Source organism: Microcoleus sp. MON1_C1, from assembly GCF_036701945.1.
Classification (GTDB): Bacteria; Cyanobacteriota; Cyanobacteriia; order Cyanobacteriales; family Microcoleaceae; genus Microcoleus.
The window spans coordinates 51,485-68,090 of the sequence record NZ_JAUBRO010000024.1; the positions used below are offsets into that span (position 1 = coordinate 51,485).

The window sequence follows — 16,606 nt, forward strand, 5'->3', positions numbered from 1 at the left end:
TTGGACATTACATTAGTTAGTGATTAAATTTTAATCAAAACAAACAAAACAACCAATTTCTGCCTAACACCTCCCCAAATAAAAATGCTCGAAACGGCCGACGCCAACATCCGAATCGTCTTAGTCGAACCTGCAGGCCCATTGAATGTTGGTTCTGTTGCCCGCGTCATGAAAAATATGGGTTTGCACCAATTAGTTTTGGTAAATCCCCAGTGCGATCATTTAGGGGAAGAAGCCCGACTGATGGCTGTTCGCGCCGCCGACATATTGGAAACTACCAAAGTAGTCGAGAGTTTGCCCGCTGCTTTGGTAGGGTGTGTCAGAGCGATCGCAACTACAGGGGATGATTGTCGATCGTTGCCAACACAACTAGAAGAACCCGCAGATGCCTTGCCTTGGCTCCTTGAAGCCCCCAGCGCCCTAATTTTCGGCCGAGAAGACTGCGGCTTGACCAATGCCGAATTAAACCGCGCTCAACGCCTGATCCGCATTCCCAGCAGCGATGCCTACACTTCCCTAAATCTCGCCCAAGCAGTCGCTATCTGCTGTTACGAACTATACAAGTCAGTTGTCAGTTGTCAGTTGTCAGTTGTCAGTGGCCAGAAGGAATCGGCTCCCTTGGAAAATTTAGAGGGATATTACCAGCAACTAGAAACGCTGTTACTCAAAATAGGATATTTGCAGCAGCACACAGCAGCAAGCCGGATGGAAAAATTTCGGCGTTTGTACAACAGAGCCTATCCAACAATTGATGAAGTCGCCATGCTGCGGGGCGTGCTCCGCCAAACAGAATGGGCAATCAAAACTTACCCACGAGAGGCAAATTCTGATACTCTGGATGGGGCGTTGCCGGAAAATCCAACGGATAGCTAGGAGAAATGCTGATAATTGGGGATGTGAGATTGAGGATTTTTTTCACAGAGAACTTTCCTGCCCCCACTTGTCACCTTCATAACAGGGTTTCTTGACTAAAAACCTAAGCTTTGCGATAATTTGCGAGCAATAAACTTGGTTGCTGATACCATGCAGCCTCTGGGGCAAATCTAAAATCTAAAATCTAAAATTGATTGGCTGGCAAGCTGAAAAATCTTAAACTTGAAATTTACAGTAGTGATGAAGGAGTAAGACGTGGCAGAGCGGTTTCCCAAAGGATCGATATTATCGGTGATATCTTCGTCGATATCCTCTCCCAACTCCGGCTCAAAGCAGCCTAAGTCCGGCAAAGCAAGCCAGTCTGGCAACTCGGGCCGCCGTCGCCCTCCGCAACCGCAAAACGGCAATTCAGAAATTCGATCGCCCGAACCTGCGACTTTGCCACTGCAACAGGGCCGCGGCAGCAGAATTGGAGCCAATTCTCCCACATCTTCGGAAGAATTTACTACACAAGACTTTTTATCCGATCCCCGATCGGCAATTAACCCCAGAAAACCCAGAACCAGCAAAACTCCGCAGTCGAAGACTCGCCAACCAGGGAAAAAAGGCCTCGCTGCTGTCGATATGTTCGAGTTTCCGAACCCGAATCTGGAACGGGAAAATGTAAGTTCGATCGCCAGCAATCCCAACACCCAGCTCCCAACTGCCACTCCCCCTGCAACCCGTGGAAGTCGTCCCAGTTCGCCCCCAGTTCGCATTTCAGACACGGTAATCCCCGCAAATGCCAAAAAACCCCCCGTGCCTAAACCGCGCCCACAAACGAGTCCGAGACCGGGTAAACGATCTGCACCTCGGAGCGTACCGCCGTTGGTGTATGCTACTCGCTTGCTGATTTTGGGAGTTGGGATAGCGGTGATTTGCGGTACGCTGCTGTCGGTGGTAAATGCTGTGAGTCGAGCATCGACTGTAGCGACAGAAGAACAAACCACCGCAGGGCAGAACAACCCAGCCGATAGCGCATCTGCGGCACCCGCAACCCCAGAAGTGCTGCAACTGAATCAAGAATTAGGAGCTTTAAAAACGCAAGTTCAGGTTTTAGCAACAGAAAATCCTACTTTGACAGCCGGAATATTTCTAGTTGATTTAGATACTGGAAGCTACCTAAATTTTAATGGGGATACTGCTTTTGCTTCAGCTAGCACAATTAAAGTGCCAATTTTAGTAGCTTTTTTCCAAGCAGTAGATGAGGGGAAAGTGCAGTTAGATCAGATGCTGACCCTGAAGCCCGAACACATTGTCGGCGGTTCTGGGGAGATGCAAGATCAGGCTCCTGGCAAGAAGTATTCCGCTTTGGAAGTTGCCCAAAATATGATTGTTGTCAGTGACAATACGGCGACAAATATGATGATTGAGTTGTTGGGAGGTGCTGAGGTGTTGAATCAGCATTTTGCAAATTGGGGTTTGAGTACCACGGTTCTGCGTAATAATTTGCCAGATTTGGAGGGAACTAATACTACCAGTCCGAAGGATTTGATTAATATCATAGCCCAGGTCGATCGGGGTAATTTGGTATCGGTGAAATCGCGCGATCGCATTTTGCAAATCATGCGCCAAACTCAAAACGCTTCTTTGCTGCCGAAAGGTTTAGGCGAAGGTTCAGTTATTGCTCACAAAACCGGCAACATTGATACAATGCTAGCGGATGCGGGGATGGTGGATTTGCCGAACGGTAAGCGTTATTTAGTAGCGGTGATGGTGAAGCATTCACCGGAAACGGAGAAGCCAGCTCAAACATTGATTCGGGAGATTTCTCGGATTAGTTACCGCTATTTGAACGGTGAGGAAACCCCAGACGATTCACAAATGAAAATTAAAAATTGAAAATTCAACCGGGTTTTTTCGGACAAGTCTCGTAGACTTTATCAAACTATAAATCAGTTTGTATTATGAAACTAAGCATCCGCCTTGCTTGTCTGGTAGCGCTCTCAACTTTATCCGTTGGAGTCTCCCCCTCCTTGAGTAATGCTAATCCTGCTCCTGAATATGAGACGGACGGCGTGAGAGCGATCAACAATAATATCGAACTCAATCGGGCAAAAAACTTAGCTCGTCAAGCAGCAGAAAGGGCTAATGGGGGTTTAGGCAACTATCGAGCTGAAGCTTCTATGCACGGTACTTCTAAGGAATCGCCGTTCGTTGACAATGGCGATGGAACTTGGACTTTTACTTTTAAGGGTTCCAAGCCTGGTTCGTCTGTCTTTACTGTAGAAACGGTTGTTACGGTTTCCCAAGATGGGAGGGTGAGAGTGGATTACAACGGGCAAATTCGCCAGTGATCTCAATTTTGAACAACTTTGCAAAGAGCTAAGTAGATCGACTTGCAAACACATAATATCGTTTCCGGTTAAACGAATCGCACACCGGAATTGATATAACACCGAGATAATAATAGCCCAGTATACCCGGCTATGCAGTTTCAATCCCCGATCGGGATTTAAGTTAACGGCATTTTTTCCGTTTGTTACAATCAAGGGAATTCCCATCCTCACATCAGCACTAATGCAAATTATCCTAGAAGTTCCCGAGATCCTTGGCGAAAAACTGCAACAATTGGGCGATCGTCTCCCGGAAGCCCTGGATCGCGCACTTCGGGAACTCGCCCCCGCAGAAACCATCCCCTACCAAGACGAGCGCCAAATCGTCGAAGTGCTAGCCAGTCAACCCAGCCCAGAAGAAATCCTCGCAATCCGCCCCACACCTGCATTGCAAGCCCGCATGAGCGAACTGCTCGATCGCAATAAATGTGGCACTCTTTCGGCCAGAGAGGAAGTCGAACTCGATCGCTATTTGCTGTTAGAACATTGGGTGCGTTTAGCTAAAGCTCACGCCTACAAACGCTTACAGACAGAAGCATGAGTTATGTACCAGCATCTCTGCGTCGGCTAGTGACCCAACGCGCCGGAGACCAATGCGAGTATTGTCGATTTCCCCAAACGGCTTCACTCTTTGCCTTTGAAATGGAACACATCATTGCTGAAAAACATGATGGGATCACCGAAGCTGAAAACCTAGCGTTATCCTGTCCTTGCTGCAACCGTTTCAAAGGAACTGACCTAGGTTCGATCGACCCTGAGACACGACAGCTAACTCCCTTTTTTAATCCCCGTGTCCAGGAATGGTCAGACCATTTTCGGCTAGAAGGAGGAGCAATCGTCCCACGGACACCAGAAGGGCGCGTAACCGCTAAAATTCTGCAATTTAACCTCCTAGAACGCATCTGCGAGCGCGAGCAACTTATCAGTATTGGGGAATACCCAGCACCCCACCCACAAACCACATAAACAGTAGGTGATTATATGAAATCAACCCAACGATGCAGATTGTAGCAAGGATTTAGAGAATGGGTATTACAAAACAAATGAATAATTTTAATTGTGAAAAAACCTTATAACTGGAATAGTCTTATAAACTCATTGGGAGATTGTAATTCCCCGTATGCTTATATAGTAGCTTATTATCTTTCAAGATTTGATAGAGATGGTTATCAGAAATTGGGATTTGGTAACATGACTGATACCCATGAAAAAATAGGCTCTCTACTTGGAATTTCCGCTAATACAATCAAAAATTTTAGAGATGCCTTTGATCCTTATCATGAAAATAGACGTAGAGGCTGGTGGCAGAGAGAGTTATGGCGTTTTGAGAAAGAAATTTATGAAGGATTTAAAGAATATTCTGAAGAAGAACTCTATGTTTTAGTTTGCAAAATTTTAACCACACCAAAGCTGGATTTTGAACAGCTTTTTGATTCTTTTAGTGTATCAGATGATACGCTAATCTTTCCTGATGAAGTCGGAGAAGTAGAGGAAACTCAAACTTTTAAAGAAGGTTCTATCCGTCAAATACAAGTTAATGCTTATGAAAGGAATAATCCCGCTCGCAAAAAATGTATTGAATATTATGGGCTAAATTGTTATATTTGCCACTTTAACTTTGAAAAACTTTTTGGAGAAATAGGTAAAGGTTTTATTCATGTTCACCATATAATACCTTTATCTGAAATTAATCAAGAATATGAAGTTAATCCTATTCAAGATTTACGTCCACTATGTCCTAACTGTCATGCGATGATTCATAGGAAATATCCTCCATTTACTATTGAAGAAATTAAAGATTTACTTAGTAAAAACTGACTTTGTAGATAGATGTCCAAGATCTTTTCTGAGACCAGAGAGGTTCAAACCCTTGTCCTACAAGCCATACAGCCGAAAGATTTGACCCCCTCAAAAAAACACCTACCCATTCACGGAAATTTTAGGAACCGGAAAGTGATTAAACACTCGCGACGGCTTCGAGTTCCGCCGCCTCTTTCTCGTTCATCTCGTCGAGTTTTTGCCAAACTTGCTGCATCAATTCATCCAATCCAACTCTACTAACGGCGGAAATCAACAAAACAGGAGCGCCGCTAATTTCTTTAAGTCGGCTGATTAAATTACCGATTTCTTCGCTTTCAAGGTCGATCGCATCTACTTTATTAAAAGCCAAAATCTGCGGTTTATCGGCTAAACCACGCCTGTAAGCCTTCAATTCTTCCTGAATTGTGACATAATTGGCGATCGGATCTTCATCCGTAACATCGATCAAATGCAGCAACAACCGAGTCCGCTCAATGTGCCGCAAAAACTCGTAACCCAAACCAGCACCTTCGTGCGCTCCTTCAATCAATCCCGGAATGTCTGCAAACACCGTACCGTCGCCAGTCGGTTTTTTGACTACGCCCAAATTCGGGACTAAAGTTGTAAACGGATAATCTGCTATCTTGGGGCGAGCTGCAGACAAAGCAGAAATTAAAGTGGATTTGCCAGCATTCGGCAGCCCGAGAATTCCCACCTCAGCTAATAGCTTCAATTCCAAACGCAAAAATTTGTGTTCACCTTCTTTTCCCGGCATCGCATAATCTGGAGCGCGGTTAGAATTAGTTAGAAAACACTTATTCCCCAAACCGCCTTTGCCGCCTTGGGCAACGCAAAAAGTCTGTCCGGGCGTTACTAAATCTGCTAAGATTGCCTGAGTTTCCGCGTCGTAAACAACTGTACCGCACGGAACTTCGATCGTGCGATCTTCCCCGGAAGCCCCCGTCATATTCTTCGGCGCGCCGCGCTTCCCGTCTTCGGCTTTAAAAATCCGGTTGTACTGAAAATCTAGCAGCGTTTGCAGACTTTCCACCGCTACCATAAACACAGAACCGCCCCGCCCGCCAGTGCCGCCGCTCGGCCCGCCAGCCGGTACATACTTTTCTCTGCGAAAAGCTACCATACCGTCGCCGCCTTTGCCCGCTGCGACTTGAATATCTGCTCGATCGATAAATTGCATAATTTAGTCAGTAGTCAATAGTCAGTGTCAATAGTCATTACTTATTATTATACCAGATGCAAGTACCATATCCCCCTTTTCCTTTAGTCCGCGTCGGCGGACGACAGCCAAGTTTAGTCGTGATTTACAATTGCCGGAAAAATATAATTATACCAATTCTGAAAAGTAGTGCAGAGTGAGAGATGGTACGCGAGCATCTGTAGGGAAACGGCACTGCCGTGTCCGGCTTATAAATATGCGACTTTTAATAATTTGTATAAGATTGAGGATTGTACCAAGACTTTTGTTGAATTAGTATTATCAAAGCCGATTTTATATTAGCCGGACTCACGCACAAAAACTGAATAAGCCGGATTTTTATAAGGAGGCGGATAGCTGTAAAAATATTTTTTGTGCCAAAAATAGGTTTCTAAATCCTCGAAAACACTCTACTGAAACTTAGTAATTGCTACTTATACCAATTTTTTATGAGGCTGCATAGAATCCGATCCCCCCTAGCCCCCCGCGTCCGGGGGGGGACAAGAGTCCGATCTTTCGTCCCCCGACTATCAGGGAGATGCGAGGGGGATCGAGATATGTGCAACTTCACATTAAATTGGTATTACACGAGTTCTGCAAATACTGATTTAACGTGCTAATTATAGCGGTAAGGTGCTTATGGGCGCATCCTACAGATAGAGGTTTTGCGCCCTGGAATGAATTACCAATTAGCAATTACCCATTCCTATTAACAATAGGACGATACATCTTCCTTACATTCATCTGCCAAATAGCAGAGAGCTCGAAAGCGCATCCCGACTAACTGTTCGTAAAGCGGGTTAATCTGGCACATCGCCGGAATATGGACGATTTTGCGACCAAATAACACGACATCTCGCTCAAACGGACACTGGGGCGGAATAATTTTACAGACAAAGTGTGCCAGCTTGGGGTCGTGAATTTCCCACCCGTCAAGCCAGTCTTTGACGGGTTGCAGGACATTTTTGTGGTGAGGTTTAGGTAGCCGAGATGAAAGGGGTGTTCCGGCGACGGGGGCGACATTCGCATCAAAGACGATTTGGCTGCTGGGCCCCTGCGGCTCATCGCACTTGCTGTCTTCGATGGTGTGTCGCAGAGCTTCGAGCGCCTCTACATTGTGCCCCAAAGCTGTGCAAAACTTATAGATTACCTCGTCTTCGCTGAGCGAGTAGGTACCGTCTGCCAAAGCTACCATGACTGCTGTCCTCAAAAAATCTTCGCCTTTGGCGGTGTCTTCCCCTAACACAGCGGCTAATTCCTCTGGGGCAATCGGTTCAAAACCCGCCTCAAAAGATACCGGGTGGAGTTCATCCTCAGTTAGATTTGCAATCATTTTTTGCTCGTCTTCGTCAAAGTTGCCGTCTGCCCAAGCAATTGTCAGCAATCCCCGCAGCCAAGCAGTAATCTCTTCGTTGGTGCAGGAAGATTTAGCGTTACTCATTAGCATTTCCACTTGGATGTACCAGTCAATTTGTTCGTTTACAGCGGGCTCAATATTCCCCTCCCAATAATTTTTACTGGTTTTTTGGTCGATGGATGATCTATTTGTGGAAGGTTGGTGCCCGAAGATTGCTCCAAACGCTTGTAGTGGATGTGTTAAAAGCATATTTGTTTCTCAGCAGCATGGCTGACTAGCGAGCTAATCTATTGGGTAATCCTATTCCCTAAAAAGTCATCTATCGCGAGGAATAGGTTTGTTGAATTCATCTTAACTCTAGTTGCACCAATCGAGATGACGATCGAATTTTATGCAAGCTCGATGGCCCTTAGCAACCCAATTTTTCGCAAGAAATCAAAGGTTGGCAAGCGTTGGATCTAATTAGACACTGGGTTTGTCACCCAGGGGCGATCGAACTTCGCTCTGTTTACATTTTAATATAAATTTTTGTAACTTTTTATGTGCAGGCTGCACAATATTAACAGCGAGTTGGCTTTAAGCTGTTGAAATAAAAATATCTGAGGAAACAGTTACTGCCGATTAACAGTTGTGATTGCTGTGTCCGCCTACAAATGACAAGTTTTTTTAACTTCGGCGACACAAAATCCAGCGCAATTCCATGGGCGGGCGTGCGTTTGCCATTGGGAAGACATCTCGACCGGTGGCCCAACTGGGAAACCAGGGCGTCGGTGGCCAGGCTCCTTCCGGCAGGTGGTGGCGTTCGTACTCAAACACCAATTCATCGGATATTTGGACTAAGGGCAACCCTTCCATTGCGGTGGCGAGTTCTTGGGGCGTAAATAAAGTAGACCAAGAGAGTTGGGCAACTTGTCGCACGAGGGCATCCGGCTGGTAGTCGCCGACGGTTAAAAACGTGCTGAACAGCAACAGGCCTCCGGGACACAGGGAATCGCACATTTTAGCGAGGAAAAGCCGTACTTGATCGCTATCTCGAAAATGTGAAATGACTTCGGCGGCAACTGCCAACTGGTAGCGGGCCGGTTTCATCCGCATTAAGGGATCGAGCACATCGCCTTCAGTCACTGTCACGGGAAGGTTTTCGGCTGTTACTGCCGCTTTCAATTGTTCTGCAAAAGCTGGAGTTAGTTCGATCGCATCCACAGAATAGCCCAATCTCGCCAAGGGCAACGTATTCCGGCCGGTACCCGCCCCCACGTCTAAAATCCGCACTCGATCGGGTGTGCCCAATTTAGCAGCCGTTGCCATCAATTTTGCGTCTGGATGAGAGCCGAAAAGCGGAGGTTCTCTGGTGTCTACCCAGCTTTTGTACTGTTCTCCAACTGTTGAGGTAGTAACAATGACTTTGCAAGCTAAACCGGTTTGTGGCGGCTGCACTGACTCGTATTGCAGAATCAGCATCGATGCTGTGGAGGTGCGGTAGCCTTGTTCTAACTTGGTGGCTAAAAGCTTGCTGAGTTCGTCTCTGCGGTCTTCGGGCAGGGGTCTGTCGAGAGTGCTAAATAGCTTTTCTATCGACTTGAGATAGTGGCTTAGCATTCCCGGTACGCAGGGGAAAATTAATTCTCCGCGAGCGTTTATGCGAGTATTAATTTTGTAGAGGATAGCTTGCTGGAGAATGTCGGGATTTACTACCAGCGGTAGCTGTTCGGTCTGGTTGATTGTACTTTCGGCGCCCATAGATTCCGCGAAGAAGGAAGAAGGAAGAAGGAAGAAGGAAGAAGGAAGAAGGAAGAAGGAAGAAAGAAGTTCAACAAGGAAGCCGTGTACAAGATTTAACGAATTTAACCGATGGATTTTGAGGCTTGAGGTTGGAGGTTCGGGGGAATTACGTTGAGAGCTGACTGTACAATTTAAAAGTATAAAAAAGCCGATTTTAGATTTATTTGGTTTGATTGCTTAGTCTTTTTAGATTGTATTAAATCAGATTTGAGAGCTTTATTTTGGATAAATCTCAAATCTCAAATCTCAAATCGACCAAGCCCCAAACCCGAGTAAGTCCCAAAATCGGAGTTAGTATCAATATAAGCTGTAGCGCATTTAAATTGTATGTTTCACGGCGAGGTGGAAAAAGCGTCAAATCCTCTCGCCTTCTCCCCTCTCTCCTTCCCCTCGTCAGCCATAACAGGCAATGTATATGGGTAGCAACTTAAAGCTGGGCTTAGTTGCTGCCGGTAAAAGTCACTTGGGGGAATCTTGACTGAGCTTCAGTCATCGGGCGCCGTCTGCCTTCTTCTTGCCAGTAGTTGATTACTTCTGTCGCTTGGTTGAGGATTTCGACGCGATCGTTATCAGCAATCCAGTGTTTGGCTTCGAGTTCGTTTTTGAGGTCTTCCCACGCATCTTTGCGAGGCCAGAAAAAGTAGGATGTCAGCGGGCTAGTTCCTTTGCCGACAACTTGGTCAACGGCGAGGGCAACATTCTCTTCTAGCCAGAGAACTTTTAAGATGAACTTGGACAAGCAAACCTCCAGGGTTCCGATCGAACTTGTTAAAAATTTCTACAATCGCTAAGCGTAGCACACTCTGTTCGATAATTGGTCATCGCCCATGAAAAGTTTTGTGGCGCGGCTGGTTTTAGCGCCACTCAGGGGCTGGGAACAGATAAAATTTGGGTTCTCACCCGCCCTAGGTACAAGGATGGTTAAGTTGTGAACAGAGTTATTGTAGTCTTCGACATTGACGGTGTGGTGCGGGATGTGTCCGGTTCCTACCGGCGGGCGATCGCCGATGCGGTGGAACATTTCACGGCGGGTGCTTTTCGCCCGAATTCTCTCGATATCGACTCTTTGAAGTCTGAGGGAGTGTGGAATAATGACTGGCAGGCATCTTTCGAGTTAGTTTGCCGTTATTTTGAGGGGATTGGGCGATCGAGAAACGAACTCGCTCTCAACTATGACGAATTAGTGGCTTTTTTCCAAAGTCGCTATCGCGGGCCCGATGAGAAAAATTGGACTGGTTACATTTGTAGCGAACCGCTGTTGTTAAGTCCGGCTTACCTGGAAAATTTAACGGTTGGGGGCATTTTTTGGGGCTTTTTTAGCGGGGCGATGCGGGATGAAGCTGCTTATGTTTTATCAGGGAAACTGAGTTTAAATTCCCCTGTGTTGGTGGCGATGGAAGATGCACCGGGAAAACCCGATCCGGCTGGACTTTTCGCGGCAATTGAACAGTTGGAAAACCTGCACGGTTTAGAAAAAAATTTGCCCGTGATTTACGCGGGAGATACGGTTGCCGATATTTACACGGTGGTGAAGGCGCGGGAAGTGCAACCAAATCGGGTTTGGCTGGGAATCGGAATTTTGCCGCCTCATGTTTTGGATAATTCTGTGCGCTGCGAGGCTTATGCTGCAGCGCTGAAAACTGCTGGTGCAGCAGCGGTTTTGAGGAAGGTCGAAGAGTTGACGGCTGCGCGAATTGGAGAATTAGTCAGTTGTTAGTTGTTAGTTGTCAGTTGTCGAAATAACCAATAACCAACAACCAATGACAACCGCCAACTTTCCCTTTAAGATTATTTCAAGTGCAAGAATTTGTCTAAGGCGCTGACTACAACTGGCGGCCAGCGGCGGTTATTGGCAACCCAATCGATGTCTTTGTAGCGGGGATCGAGGCCAACCGCAGCTACCCAATTGCTCTCAGCTTCGCCGCGCTTTCCTGCTTCCCAAAGACAAGCGCTGAGGGCGGCTCTCATGTCGGCAAATTGGGGGTATCTGCGGACGATATTTTTCATGTTGCGAATGGCTTCTTTGGTTTGCCCGTTTTGATAAAGTGCGAGGGCATGGTTGGCGCGGGCAAAGGCGTATTCGGGGGCTAATTCAAAGGCTTTGCTGTAGTCGGCAATAGCGGGTTCCCATTTTCCTAAACCGGCTTCGGCGTTGCCTCGGTTGTTGTATGCGGCTGGATCTTTGGGGTCTAGTTCTAGCACGTGATTGTAATCGGCGATCGCTTCTTCCCAGCGTCCTAAACCTTCTAAGGCGGTGCCACGGTTTAGGTAGGGATCGGGGGCGTCGGGAGCTAGTTCGATCGCTTTTTCGTAGTCGGAAATAGCGGCTTGTAGTTTGTTTTGGCTGACTCTAGAATTGCCTCGGTTGCTCCAAGCGGCGGCTTGGGAGGGAAATTTGTCAATAATTTGAGTCCAAAAAGTTTCAGCGGCGGGAAATTTGCCTTCATTTGTAGCTTCAAAAGCTTTTTGAACGAGTTCTCCCAGTTCCTGTTCGGGAGTGGCGATATCTGTTGCTTGTACTTGTGCGGCAACGGGCGCGATATTTCCCAACCAAACTAACCCGGTTACAATTAATACTGTAAAAAATGTCAAAAGTGAGCGAATCATCGTTGTTGGCAGTTTAAACTTTACTAAACATATTATTAACCGAAATTGCGGGCGTTGCTTGGATAGTACCAGTTTCAAAAAAGGATGTGACTGTAGGCAACCTCCCAACCCTTATTTGATCAGTCATTTACAAATTTAAAATCTAAAATCTAAAATCTCAATAAGTTAGGGAGAATTTGGTGAAAAAACGGTTGCTAATTTTGGGCGGGACGGGGGATGCTGCGGAACTGGCGGCAAGAGCGTCTCAAATTGCTGAAATAGAGGTGGTATCTTCGCTAGCAGGACGCACTCAACAGCCTTTTACCCCCAAAACGGGTACGGTGCGAATTGGGGGGTTTGGTGGGGCGGCTGGACTGGCAGCGTTTTTGCTCGATCGCCCGATCGACTTGTTAATTGATGCTACTCATCCGTTTGCGGCTCAGATTTCTGCCAATGCTGCTGTTGCTGCTGCTGAATGTAATGTGCCCTATTTGATGCTGGTGCGTCCAGCTTGGGAGAGGGTGGAGGGCGATCGCTGGATTGAAGTTGCCAGCCACTCGGAGGCTGCAAAAGCTTTATTAGGGCTGTCTCAGCGGGTGTTTCTCACGATTGGTAGGCAGGAATTGGCTGCCTTTGCTGGTTTGGATGCTATTTGGTTTTTGATGCGGGCGATCGATCCTCCTGCACTCAATTCTCCTGTTCCTAACGGTAAATTGTTATTAGCAAGGGGGCCTTTTTCTTTGGAAGACGAGCGTAGATTACTATTAGAATATAAGATTGATGCAATTGTTAGTAAAAATAGCGGGGGATCTGCTACTTATGCCAAAATTGTCGCGGCTAGGGAACTGGGAATTCCCGTGGTGATGGTGCAGCGGCCGCAGATTCCCGATGTTGAGCAGGTTGCTGATGTGGAAGGGGCGATCGCTTGGCTGAAGGAGCAATTGAATTAATTTAATCTTACTCACATCTTGCATCAATTTTAGTAACAGGCAAGATGCCTGTTTCACAAGACATAAATTTTTTTGTGGGGTGGGCATCTTGCCCGCCCCCAAAGGTTACTAACAGGCAAGATGCCTGTTTCACAAAACATAAACTTCCTTCCCGCCTCTGCCTGAAAATACAAATTGGTCGGCACTGCCTCGAATACCCAATTACTTAGATTTTTTGTGACTCTCCAAAGAGTTAAGATGATTGTTCATATCCTGCAAATATTTTGATAAAACCGGATACTGTGAAGTTGCTAGTAGTGCATCTTTTTTCTGGCTGACAGTTGTTTCTAAGGGCAAAACGCGATAGTTCGTTTTATTGTTCTGAGTATAGCGGTGTACCCAAGTTGGAATGGTTTTGATGCTGGTAATTTCTGTAGTTTTTTCGGGAAATGTTTTGCGAATATTTACTTGCAAAATTACGCCTAAGTCTGTATATTTTTTATTCTGACCGGAAATGAAGTTTCCCATTGAATAAATTGCTACAGCTTTGCGAGTTTTGCCATTTTTTCCGGGAAAGTTAAAAATTTTGTAAGGTTGGACGACGTGGGGATGGCTGCCGAGAATGATGTCTGCACCAGCTTTTAATAGGTTTTCCACTAATTGTTTTTGTTGGGGGTTTGGCTGTCGCTGATATTCATCGCCAAAATGCAGGGAAATTGCGATAATATCTGCTCCTTGCTTTCGGGCTTTGGCAATGTCTTTGACTATCTTTTTTTCGTCTATTAGCGAAACTAAGTAGTCTTTGCCTTTGGGTATGGGAATGCCGTTTGTGCCGTAGGTGTAGGCTAGCAGGGCTAGTGAAATGTTGTTTTTGGTGCTGATTAAAGTGCGTGAAGCCTCGGCGGCTGATGTGGCTGTTCCTGTTGAGGCAATTTTGCGATCGCTCAGATTGGCGATCGTCCTAATTACTCCTTTTTCTCCACGGTCTAAAGCATGATTGTTGGCGGTTGTCAAGATATTAAATCCGGCTTTTTTAGTCGCATCCGCTAATTGAGCCGGTGCGTTAAATAGCGGATATCCCGTATATCCGCCCGCATCTTCGCCCGCTAAAGGTGTTTCGAGATTTCCGATGACCCAATCGCCTGTTGATAGGATACTTTTAACTGGTGCGAAGAAAGTGTCAAAATTGTATGTTTTCTTTTTTGCGTCGTAGCCCGATCGCGTTTGGGTACTGTGCATCATGATGTCGCCGACAGCAATTAGTTTCGCTTCTTTGATCTCAGACTGTGGTTTGGGGGGAACAGGGGTTGCTATTGGCGATCGACTTTCTGTAGGCTGTTTATTGGTTTGTGGCGTTTGGATATTGCAGCCTGCGATCGAAAGCATGGCAATTACCGAGAGCAACCGACGAAAATTCATGATTTTTGATAGTGATTTGTCGGCTTATATGGTATCATAAATAATTTACCTACTGCTAAAAAAATGAAAAAAAACTATCTAATTCTTGCCTTAATTGTTTTTGTAGCAATTACGGGTTTTGGGGTTTTAACTTACGCTCAAACTTCGGGTGATAGACCTTTTGAATTTGCCTTAATTGGCGATTTGCCCTACAGTGCCGAACAAGAAGCAAAATTTCCGAGTTTAATTGCAGATATCAATCGATCGCCCGCAGCGTTTGTCGTCCACGACGGCGACATTAAAAACGGTTCTAGTGTCTGCGATGATGCAACTTTTGTCAGTCGCAAGCAGTTATTTGATAATTTTAAAATTCCATTTATTCTAGTTTATGGTGACAATGAATGGACGGATTGTCACCGTTCAAATAACGGCAGTTACGATCCTGTAGAAAGACTCGCTAAACTGCGGGAAATTTTCAACCAAGGTAATCAAAGCTTGGGAAAGCGCACCTTCACTCTCACCCGTCAAAGCGAAAACCCGCAGTTTGCTAAATTCCGCGAAAATGTTCGGTGGACTTCTCATGGAGTTGTGTTTTTCGCGATTAATATGCCGGGAAGCAACAACAATTTTGGCCGCACTCCCGAAGCAGATGGAGAATATGCCGATCGCAATTCAGCTAACTTAGCCTGGATCAAAGAATGTTTTGCTTTAGCCAAACGCAGCAACAGCAAAGGAATTGTGTTAGTTGCACAGGCAAATCCGGGATTTGAACTCGATCCGACGGACAAAAGAAGAAGTGGCTACAACGATTTTATCGCAACTCTGGAAACAGAAACAGGCAATTTCCCAGGACAAGTGGTATTCGTCCACGGCGATACTCACTATTTCCGCATCGATAAACCTTTACCCTATTTTACCGATGAGACTCAACTACCGAGAATGAAAAATTTTACTAGAGTAGAAACTTTTGGTTCTCCCAACGTGCATTGGTTGCGGGCTTTTTATGACCCTACCAATCCTAATTTGTTTGAATTTAAACAGCAGATTGTTCCGGAAAAGGAGGCGATTTAACACCATTTTTATGCAAGATAAATATTTTTTTGATTACACTGAAGATAGGTAGAATCGAGGAATTTATTTATGACAATTGCAACTGAGCGCCTTACTCTTGAACAATTTCTGAAACTGCCAGAAACTAAACCGGCTAGTGAATACATTGAGGGCGAAATTATCCAAAAACCTATGCCGAAAACAAAGCACAGCCTATTGCAATTAAGAACCTGCAACGAAATTAATCAGGTGACGCAAACTCCCAATATAGCTTATGCTTTTCCAGAGTTGCGGTGTACCTTTGGCGGTCGATCGATTGTTCCAGATATTGCGGTACTATTGTGGGAACAAATTGAATTTGATGAGAGCGGTGAACCGTTGGATGATGTGCTAATTGCACCGTATTGGGCGATCGAAATCCTGTCGCCACAGCAAAGCTCAAATCGCGTAACTAGAAAAATTATTCACTGTCTTCAACATAATTGTCAGTTGGGGTGGCTAATCGATCCAGACGATCGATCGATTTTAGCGTTTTTGCCCAACCAACAACCGCAATTCTGCGAAGGTAGCGATGTCCTTCCTGTGCCCGAAATGATTCCCCTGAATATCACCGCTGAACAGGTGTTTAGCTGGTTGAGAATGCAACAATGAATCAGGGCGATCGTCTTTTTTGTACCACTTTTAAAAATCTCCCGGTGTGGTTTGTAGTGAAGACTTTAGTTTTCATCTCAACTAAGGACTGAAGTCCTTACTACAAACTAAATTCCCTATTTCCGCCACCTGTCAAATTGGTCTTCGGAACAGCCATTAATAAATTGATTGCTCACCCAACCGTCAAGGATTGTAAAAGTTTCATTAGGAGGATTCCCCGAAAATCTGGCCGCAATTTTCACCCAATTACCTTGTCTGCTGACAGCCCTAACTCCGTCTCCCAATTTTAGTTTAGCAACAACGGGATACTTAGTGCCCGGGCCTTTGCGAATGTTAACAGCGCCGCCATTACCCGTAATAAACGAGCATTGAGTTTGCTTTTTTAAAGCTTCTGCTTTTGCGGGAGCAAGGTTTTGCTGCTTGCCGAAAACAGGGAAGCTGTAAAGTGAGAAGCTAAAACTTGCAACTACGGCTGCAATAAAAAAGGCTTTTGATTGAGTAAAAATTAGCATTATTTCATTTCCTGGGATTGACCGAACTGAAGTCCTGACTATGATTTTTGGGAGAAAGACTTCAGTCCTTACTACTA

General features: G+C 45.7%; 17 protein-coding genes. 10 read left to right on the top strand and 7 right to left on the bottom strand.

The features are described 5' to 3' along the window. Positions 1 to 84: 84 nt before the first annotated feature. The 6 genes from QUA62_RS15340 (at position 85) to QUA62_RS15365 (ending at position 5,066) form a co-directional block, all read left to right on the top strand. Positions 85 to 873, top strand: coding sequence for an RNA methyltransferase (locus QUA62_RS15340; RefSeq protein ID WP_190662368.1), 789 nt, complete (start codon positions 85 to 87; stop codon positions 871 to 873). Between the two features lie 255 nt (positions 874 to 1,128). Beyond that, positions 1,129 to 2,754 carry a serine hydrolase gene (locus QUA62_RS15345; protein ID WP_333405152.1) on the top strand — a complete coding sequence of 542 codons (1,626 nt, stop codon included), beginning with the start codon at positions 1,129 to 1,131 and terminating at the stop codon, positions 2,752 to 2,754. Between the two features lie 65 nt (positions 2,755 to 2,819). Then, positions 2,820 to 3,209: a hypothetical protein gene (locus QUA62_RS15350; RefSeq protein ID WP_333405154.1), complete on the top strand. Its 390-nt coding sequence runs from the start codon at positions 2,820 to 2,822 to the stop codon at positions 3,207 to 3,209. Positions 3,210 to 3,432: 223 nt separating this feature from the next. Then, complete coding sequence (locus QUA62_RS15355) at positions 3,433 to 3,789, top strand: hypothetical protein (RefSeq protein WP_333405156.1); 357 nt, start codon at positions 3,433 to 3,435, stop codon at positions 3,787 to 3,789. After that, positions 3,786 to 4,214, top strand: coding sequence for an HNH endonuclease signature motif containing protein (locus QUA62_RS15360; protein ID WP_333405158.1), 429 nt, complete (start codon positions 3,786 to 3,788; stop codon positions 4,212 to 4,214). The genes QUA62_RS15355 and QUA62_RS15360 overlap by 4 nt, the downstream gene beginning before the upstream one ends. A gap of 93 nt (positions 4,215 to 4,307) precedes the next feature. Next, entirely contained in the window at positions 4,308 to 5,066 is a 759-nt protein-coding gene (locus QUA62_RS15365; RefSeq protein ID WP_333405160.1) for an HNH endonuclease, read from the top strand. Between the two features lie 139 nt (positions 5,067 to 5,205). Here QUA62_RS15365 and obgE read toward each other — a convergent pair whose 3' ends face one another. From obgE to QUA62_RS15385, 4 genes are all read right to left on the bottom strand, one after another. After that, entirely contained in the window at positions 5,206 to 6,246 is a 1,041-nt protein-coding gene (obgE, locus tag QUA62_RS15370) for a GTPase ObgE (protein WP_333285379.1), read from the bottom strand. A 727-nt stretch (positions 6,247 to 6,973) separates the two neighbouring features. Next, complete coding sequence (locus tag QUA62_RS15375; RefSeq protein ID WP_333405162.1) at positions 6,974 to 7,870, bottom strand: Mo-dependent nitrogenase C-terminal domain-containing protein; 897 nt, start codon at positions 7,868 to 7,870, stop codon at positions 6,974 to 6,976. Positions 7,871 to 8,287: 417 nt separating this feature from the next. Further along, a complete protein-coding gene (locus QUA62_RS15380; RefSeq protein ID WP_190662358.1) occupies positions 8,288 to 9,361 on the bottom strand; it encodes a class I SAM-dependent methyltransferase in 1,074 nt (357 codons plus the stop codon). Positions 9,362 to 9,842: 481 nt separating this feature from the next. After that, a complete protein-coding gene (locus tag QUA62_RS15385; RefSeq protein ID WP_278187374.1) occupies positions 9,843 to 10,154 on the bottom strand; it encodes a 30S ribosomal protein PSRP-3 in 312 nt (103 codons plus the stop codon). Between the two features lie 177 nt (positions 10,155 to 10,331). Here QUA62_RS15385 and QUA62_RS15390 point away from each other — a divergent pair, with 177 nt between their 5' ends. Further along, positions 10,332 to 11,120 (top strand): TIGR01548 family HAD-type hydrolase, encoded by a 789-nt coding sequence (locus tag QUA62_RS15390; RefSeq protein ID WP_333405165.1) that lies wholly within the window; start codon positions 10,332 to 10,334, stop codon positions 11,118 to 11,120. 71 nt (positions 11,121 to 11,191) lie between these two features. Here QUA62_RS15390 and QUA62_RS15395 read toward each other — a convergent pair whose 3' ends face one another. Further along, positions 11,192 to 12,010: a tetratricopeptide repeat protein gene (locus QUA62_RS15395; RefSeq protein ID WP_333405167.1), complete on the bottom strand. Its 819-nt coding sequence runs from the start codon at positions 12,008 to 12,010 to the stop codon at positions 11,192 to 11,194. Positions 12,011 to 12,189: 179 nt separating this feature from the next. Between QUA62_RS15395 and QUA62_RS15400 the strand changes: the two genes are divergently transcribed. Further along, positions 12,190 to 12,939: a cobalt-precorrin-6A reductase gene (locus QUA62_RS15400; RefSeq protein WP_333405169.1), complete on the top strand. Its 750-nt coding sequence runs from the start codon at positions 12,190 to 12,192 to the stop codon at positions 12,937 to 12,939. Positions 12,940 to 13,140: 201 nt separating this feature from the next. Here the strand turns inward: QUA62_RS15400 and QUA62_RS15405 are convergent, their stop codons facing one another. Beyond that, entirely contained in the window at positions 13,141 to 14,337 is a 1,197-nt protein-coding gene (locus QUA62_RS15405) for a CapA family protein (RefSeq protein ID WP_333405171.1), read from the bottom strand. A gap of 63 nt (positions 14,338 to 14,400) precedes the next feature. On the opposite strand from QUA62_RS15405, the gene QUA62_RS15410 reads away from it, so the two are divergent. Together QUA62_RS15410 and QUA62_RS15415 are read left to right on the top strand one after the other, a co-directional pair. Beyond that, positions 14,401 to 15,387: a hypothetical protein gene (locus tag QUA62_RS15410; protein WP_333405173.1), complete on the top strand. Its 987-nt coding sequence runs from the start codon at positions 14,401 to 14,403 to the stop codon at positions 15,385 to 15,387. A gap of 69 nt (positions 15,388 to 15,456) precedes the next feature. Then, a complete protein-coding gene (locus tag QUA62_RS15415; RefSeq protein WP_333405175.1) occupies positions 15,457 to 16,017 on the top strand; it encodes a Uma2 family endonuclease in 561 nt (186 codons plus the stop codon). A 116-nt stretch (positions 16,018 to 16,133) separates the two neighbouring features. Here the strand turns inward: QUA62_RS15415 and QUA62_RS15420 are convergent, their stop codons facing one another. Continuing rightward, complete coding sequence (locus QUA62_RS15420; RefSeq protein WP_333405177.1) at positions 16,134 to 16,529, bottom strand: SH3 domain-containing protein; 396 nt, start codon at positions 16,527 to 16,529, stop codon at positions 16,134 to 16,136. Positions 16,530 to 16,606 lie beyond the last annotated feature (77 nt).

What these genes read in the sequence shown, in the direction of transcription:
- QUA62_RS15340 (WP_190662368.1), top strand. Translation starts at nt 85, where the DNA reads ATGCTCGAAACGGCCGACGCCAACATCCGAATCGTCTTAGTCGAACCT.
- QUA62_RS15350 (WP_333405154.1), top strand. Translation starts at nt 2,820, where the DNA reads ATGAAACTAAGCATCCGCCTTGCTTGTCTGGTAGCGCTCTCAACTTTA.
- QUA62_RS15355 (WP_333405156.1), top strand. Translation starts at nt 3,433, where the DNA reads ATGCAAATTATCCTAGAAGTTCCCGAGATCCTTGGCGAAAAACTGCAA.
- QUA62_RS15360 (WP_333405158.1), top strand. Translation starts at nt 3,786, where the DNA reads ATGAGTTATGTACCAGCATCTCTGCGTCGGCTAGTGACCCAACGCGCC.
- obgE (WP_333285379.1), bottom strand. Translation starts at nt 6,246, where the DNA reads ATGCAATTTATCGATCGAGCAGATATTCAAGTCGCAGCGGGCAAAGGC.
- QUA62_RS15375 (WP_333405162.1), bottom strand. Translation starts at nt 7,870, where the DNA reads ATGCTTTTAACACATCCACTACAAGCGTTTGGAGCAATCTTCGGGCAC.
- QUA62_RS15380 (WP_190662358.1), bottom strand. Translation starts at nt 9,361, where the DNA reads ATGGGCGCCGAAAGTACAATCAACCAGACCGAACAGCTACCGCTGGTA.
- QUA62_RS15395 (WP_333405167.1), bottom strand. Translation starts at nt 12,010, where the DNA reads ATGATTCGCTCACTTTTGACATTTTTTACAGTATTAATTGTAACCGGG.
- QUA62_RS15405 (WP_333405171.1), bottom strand. Translation starts at nt 14,337, where the DNA reads ATGAATTTTCGTCGGTTGCTCTCGGTAATTGCCATGCTTTCGATCGCA.
- QUA62_RS15410 (WP_333405173.1), top strand. Translation starts at nt 14,401, where the DNA reads ATGAAAAAAAACTATCTAATTCTTGCCTTAATTGTTTTTGTAGCAATT.
- QUA62_RS15415 (WP_333405175.1), top strand. Translation starts at nt 15,457, where the DNA reads ATGACAATTGCAACTGAGCGCCTTACTCTTGAACAATTTCTGAAACTG.
- QUA62_RS15420 (WP_333405177.1), bottom strand. Translation starts at nt 16,529, where the DNA reads ATGCTAATTTTTACTCAATCAAAAGCCTTTTTTATTGCAGCCGTAGTT.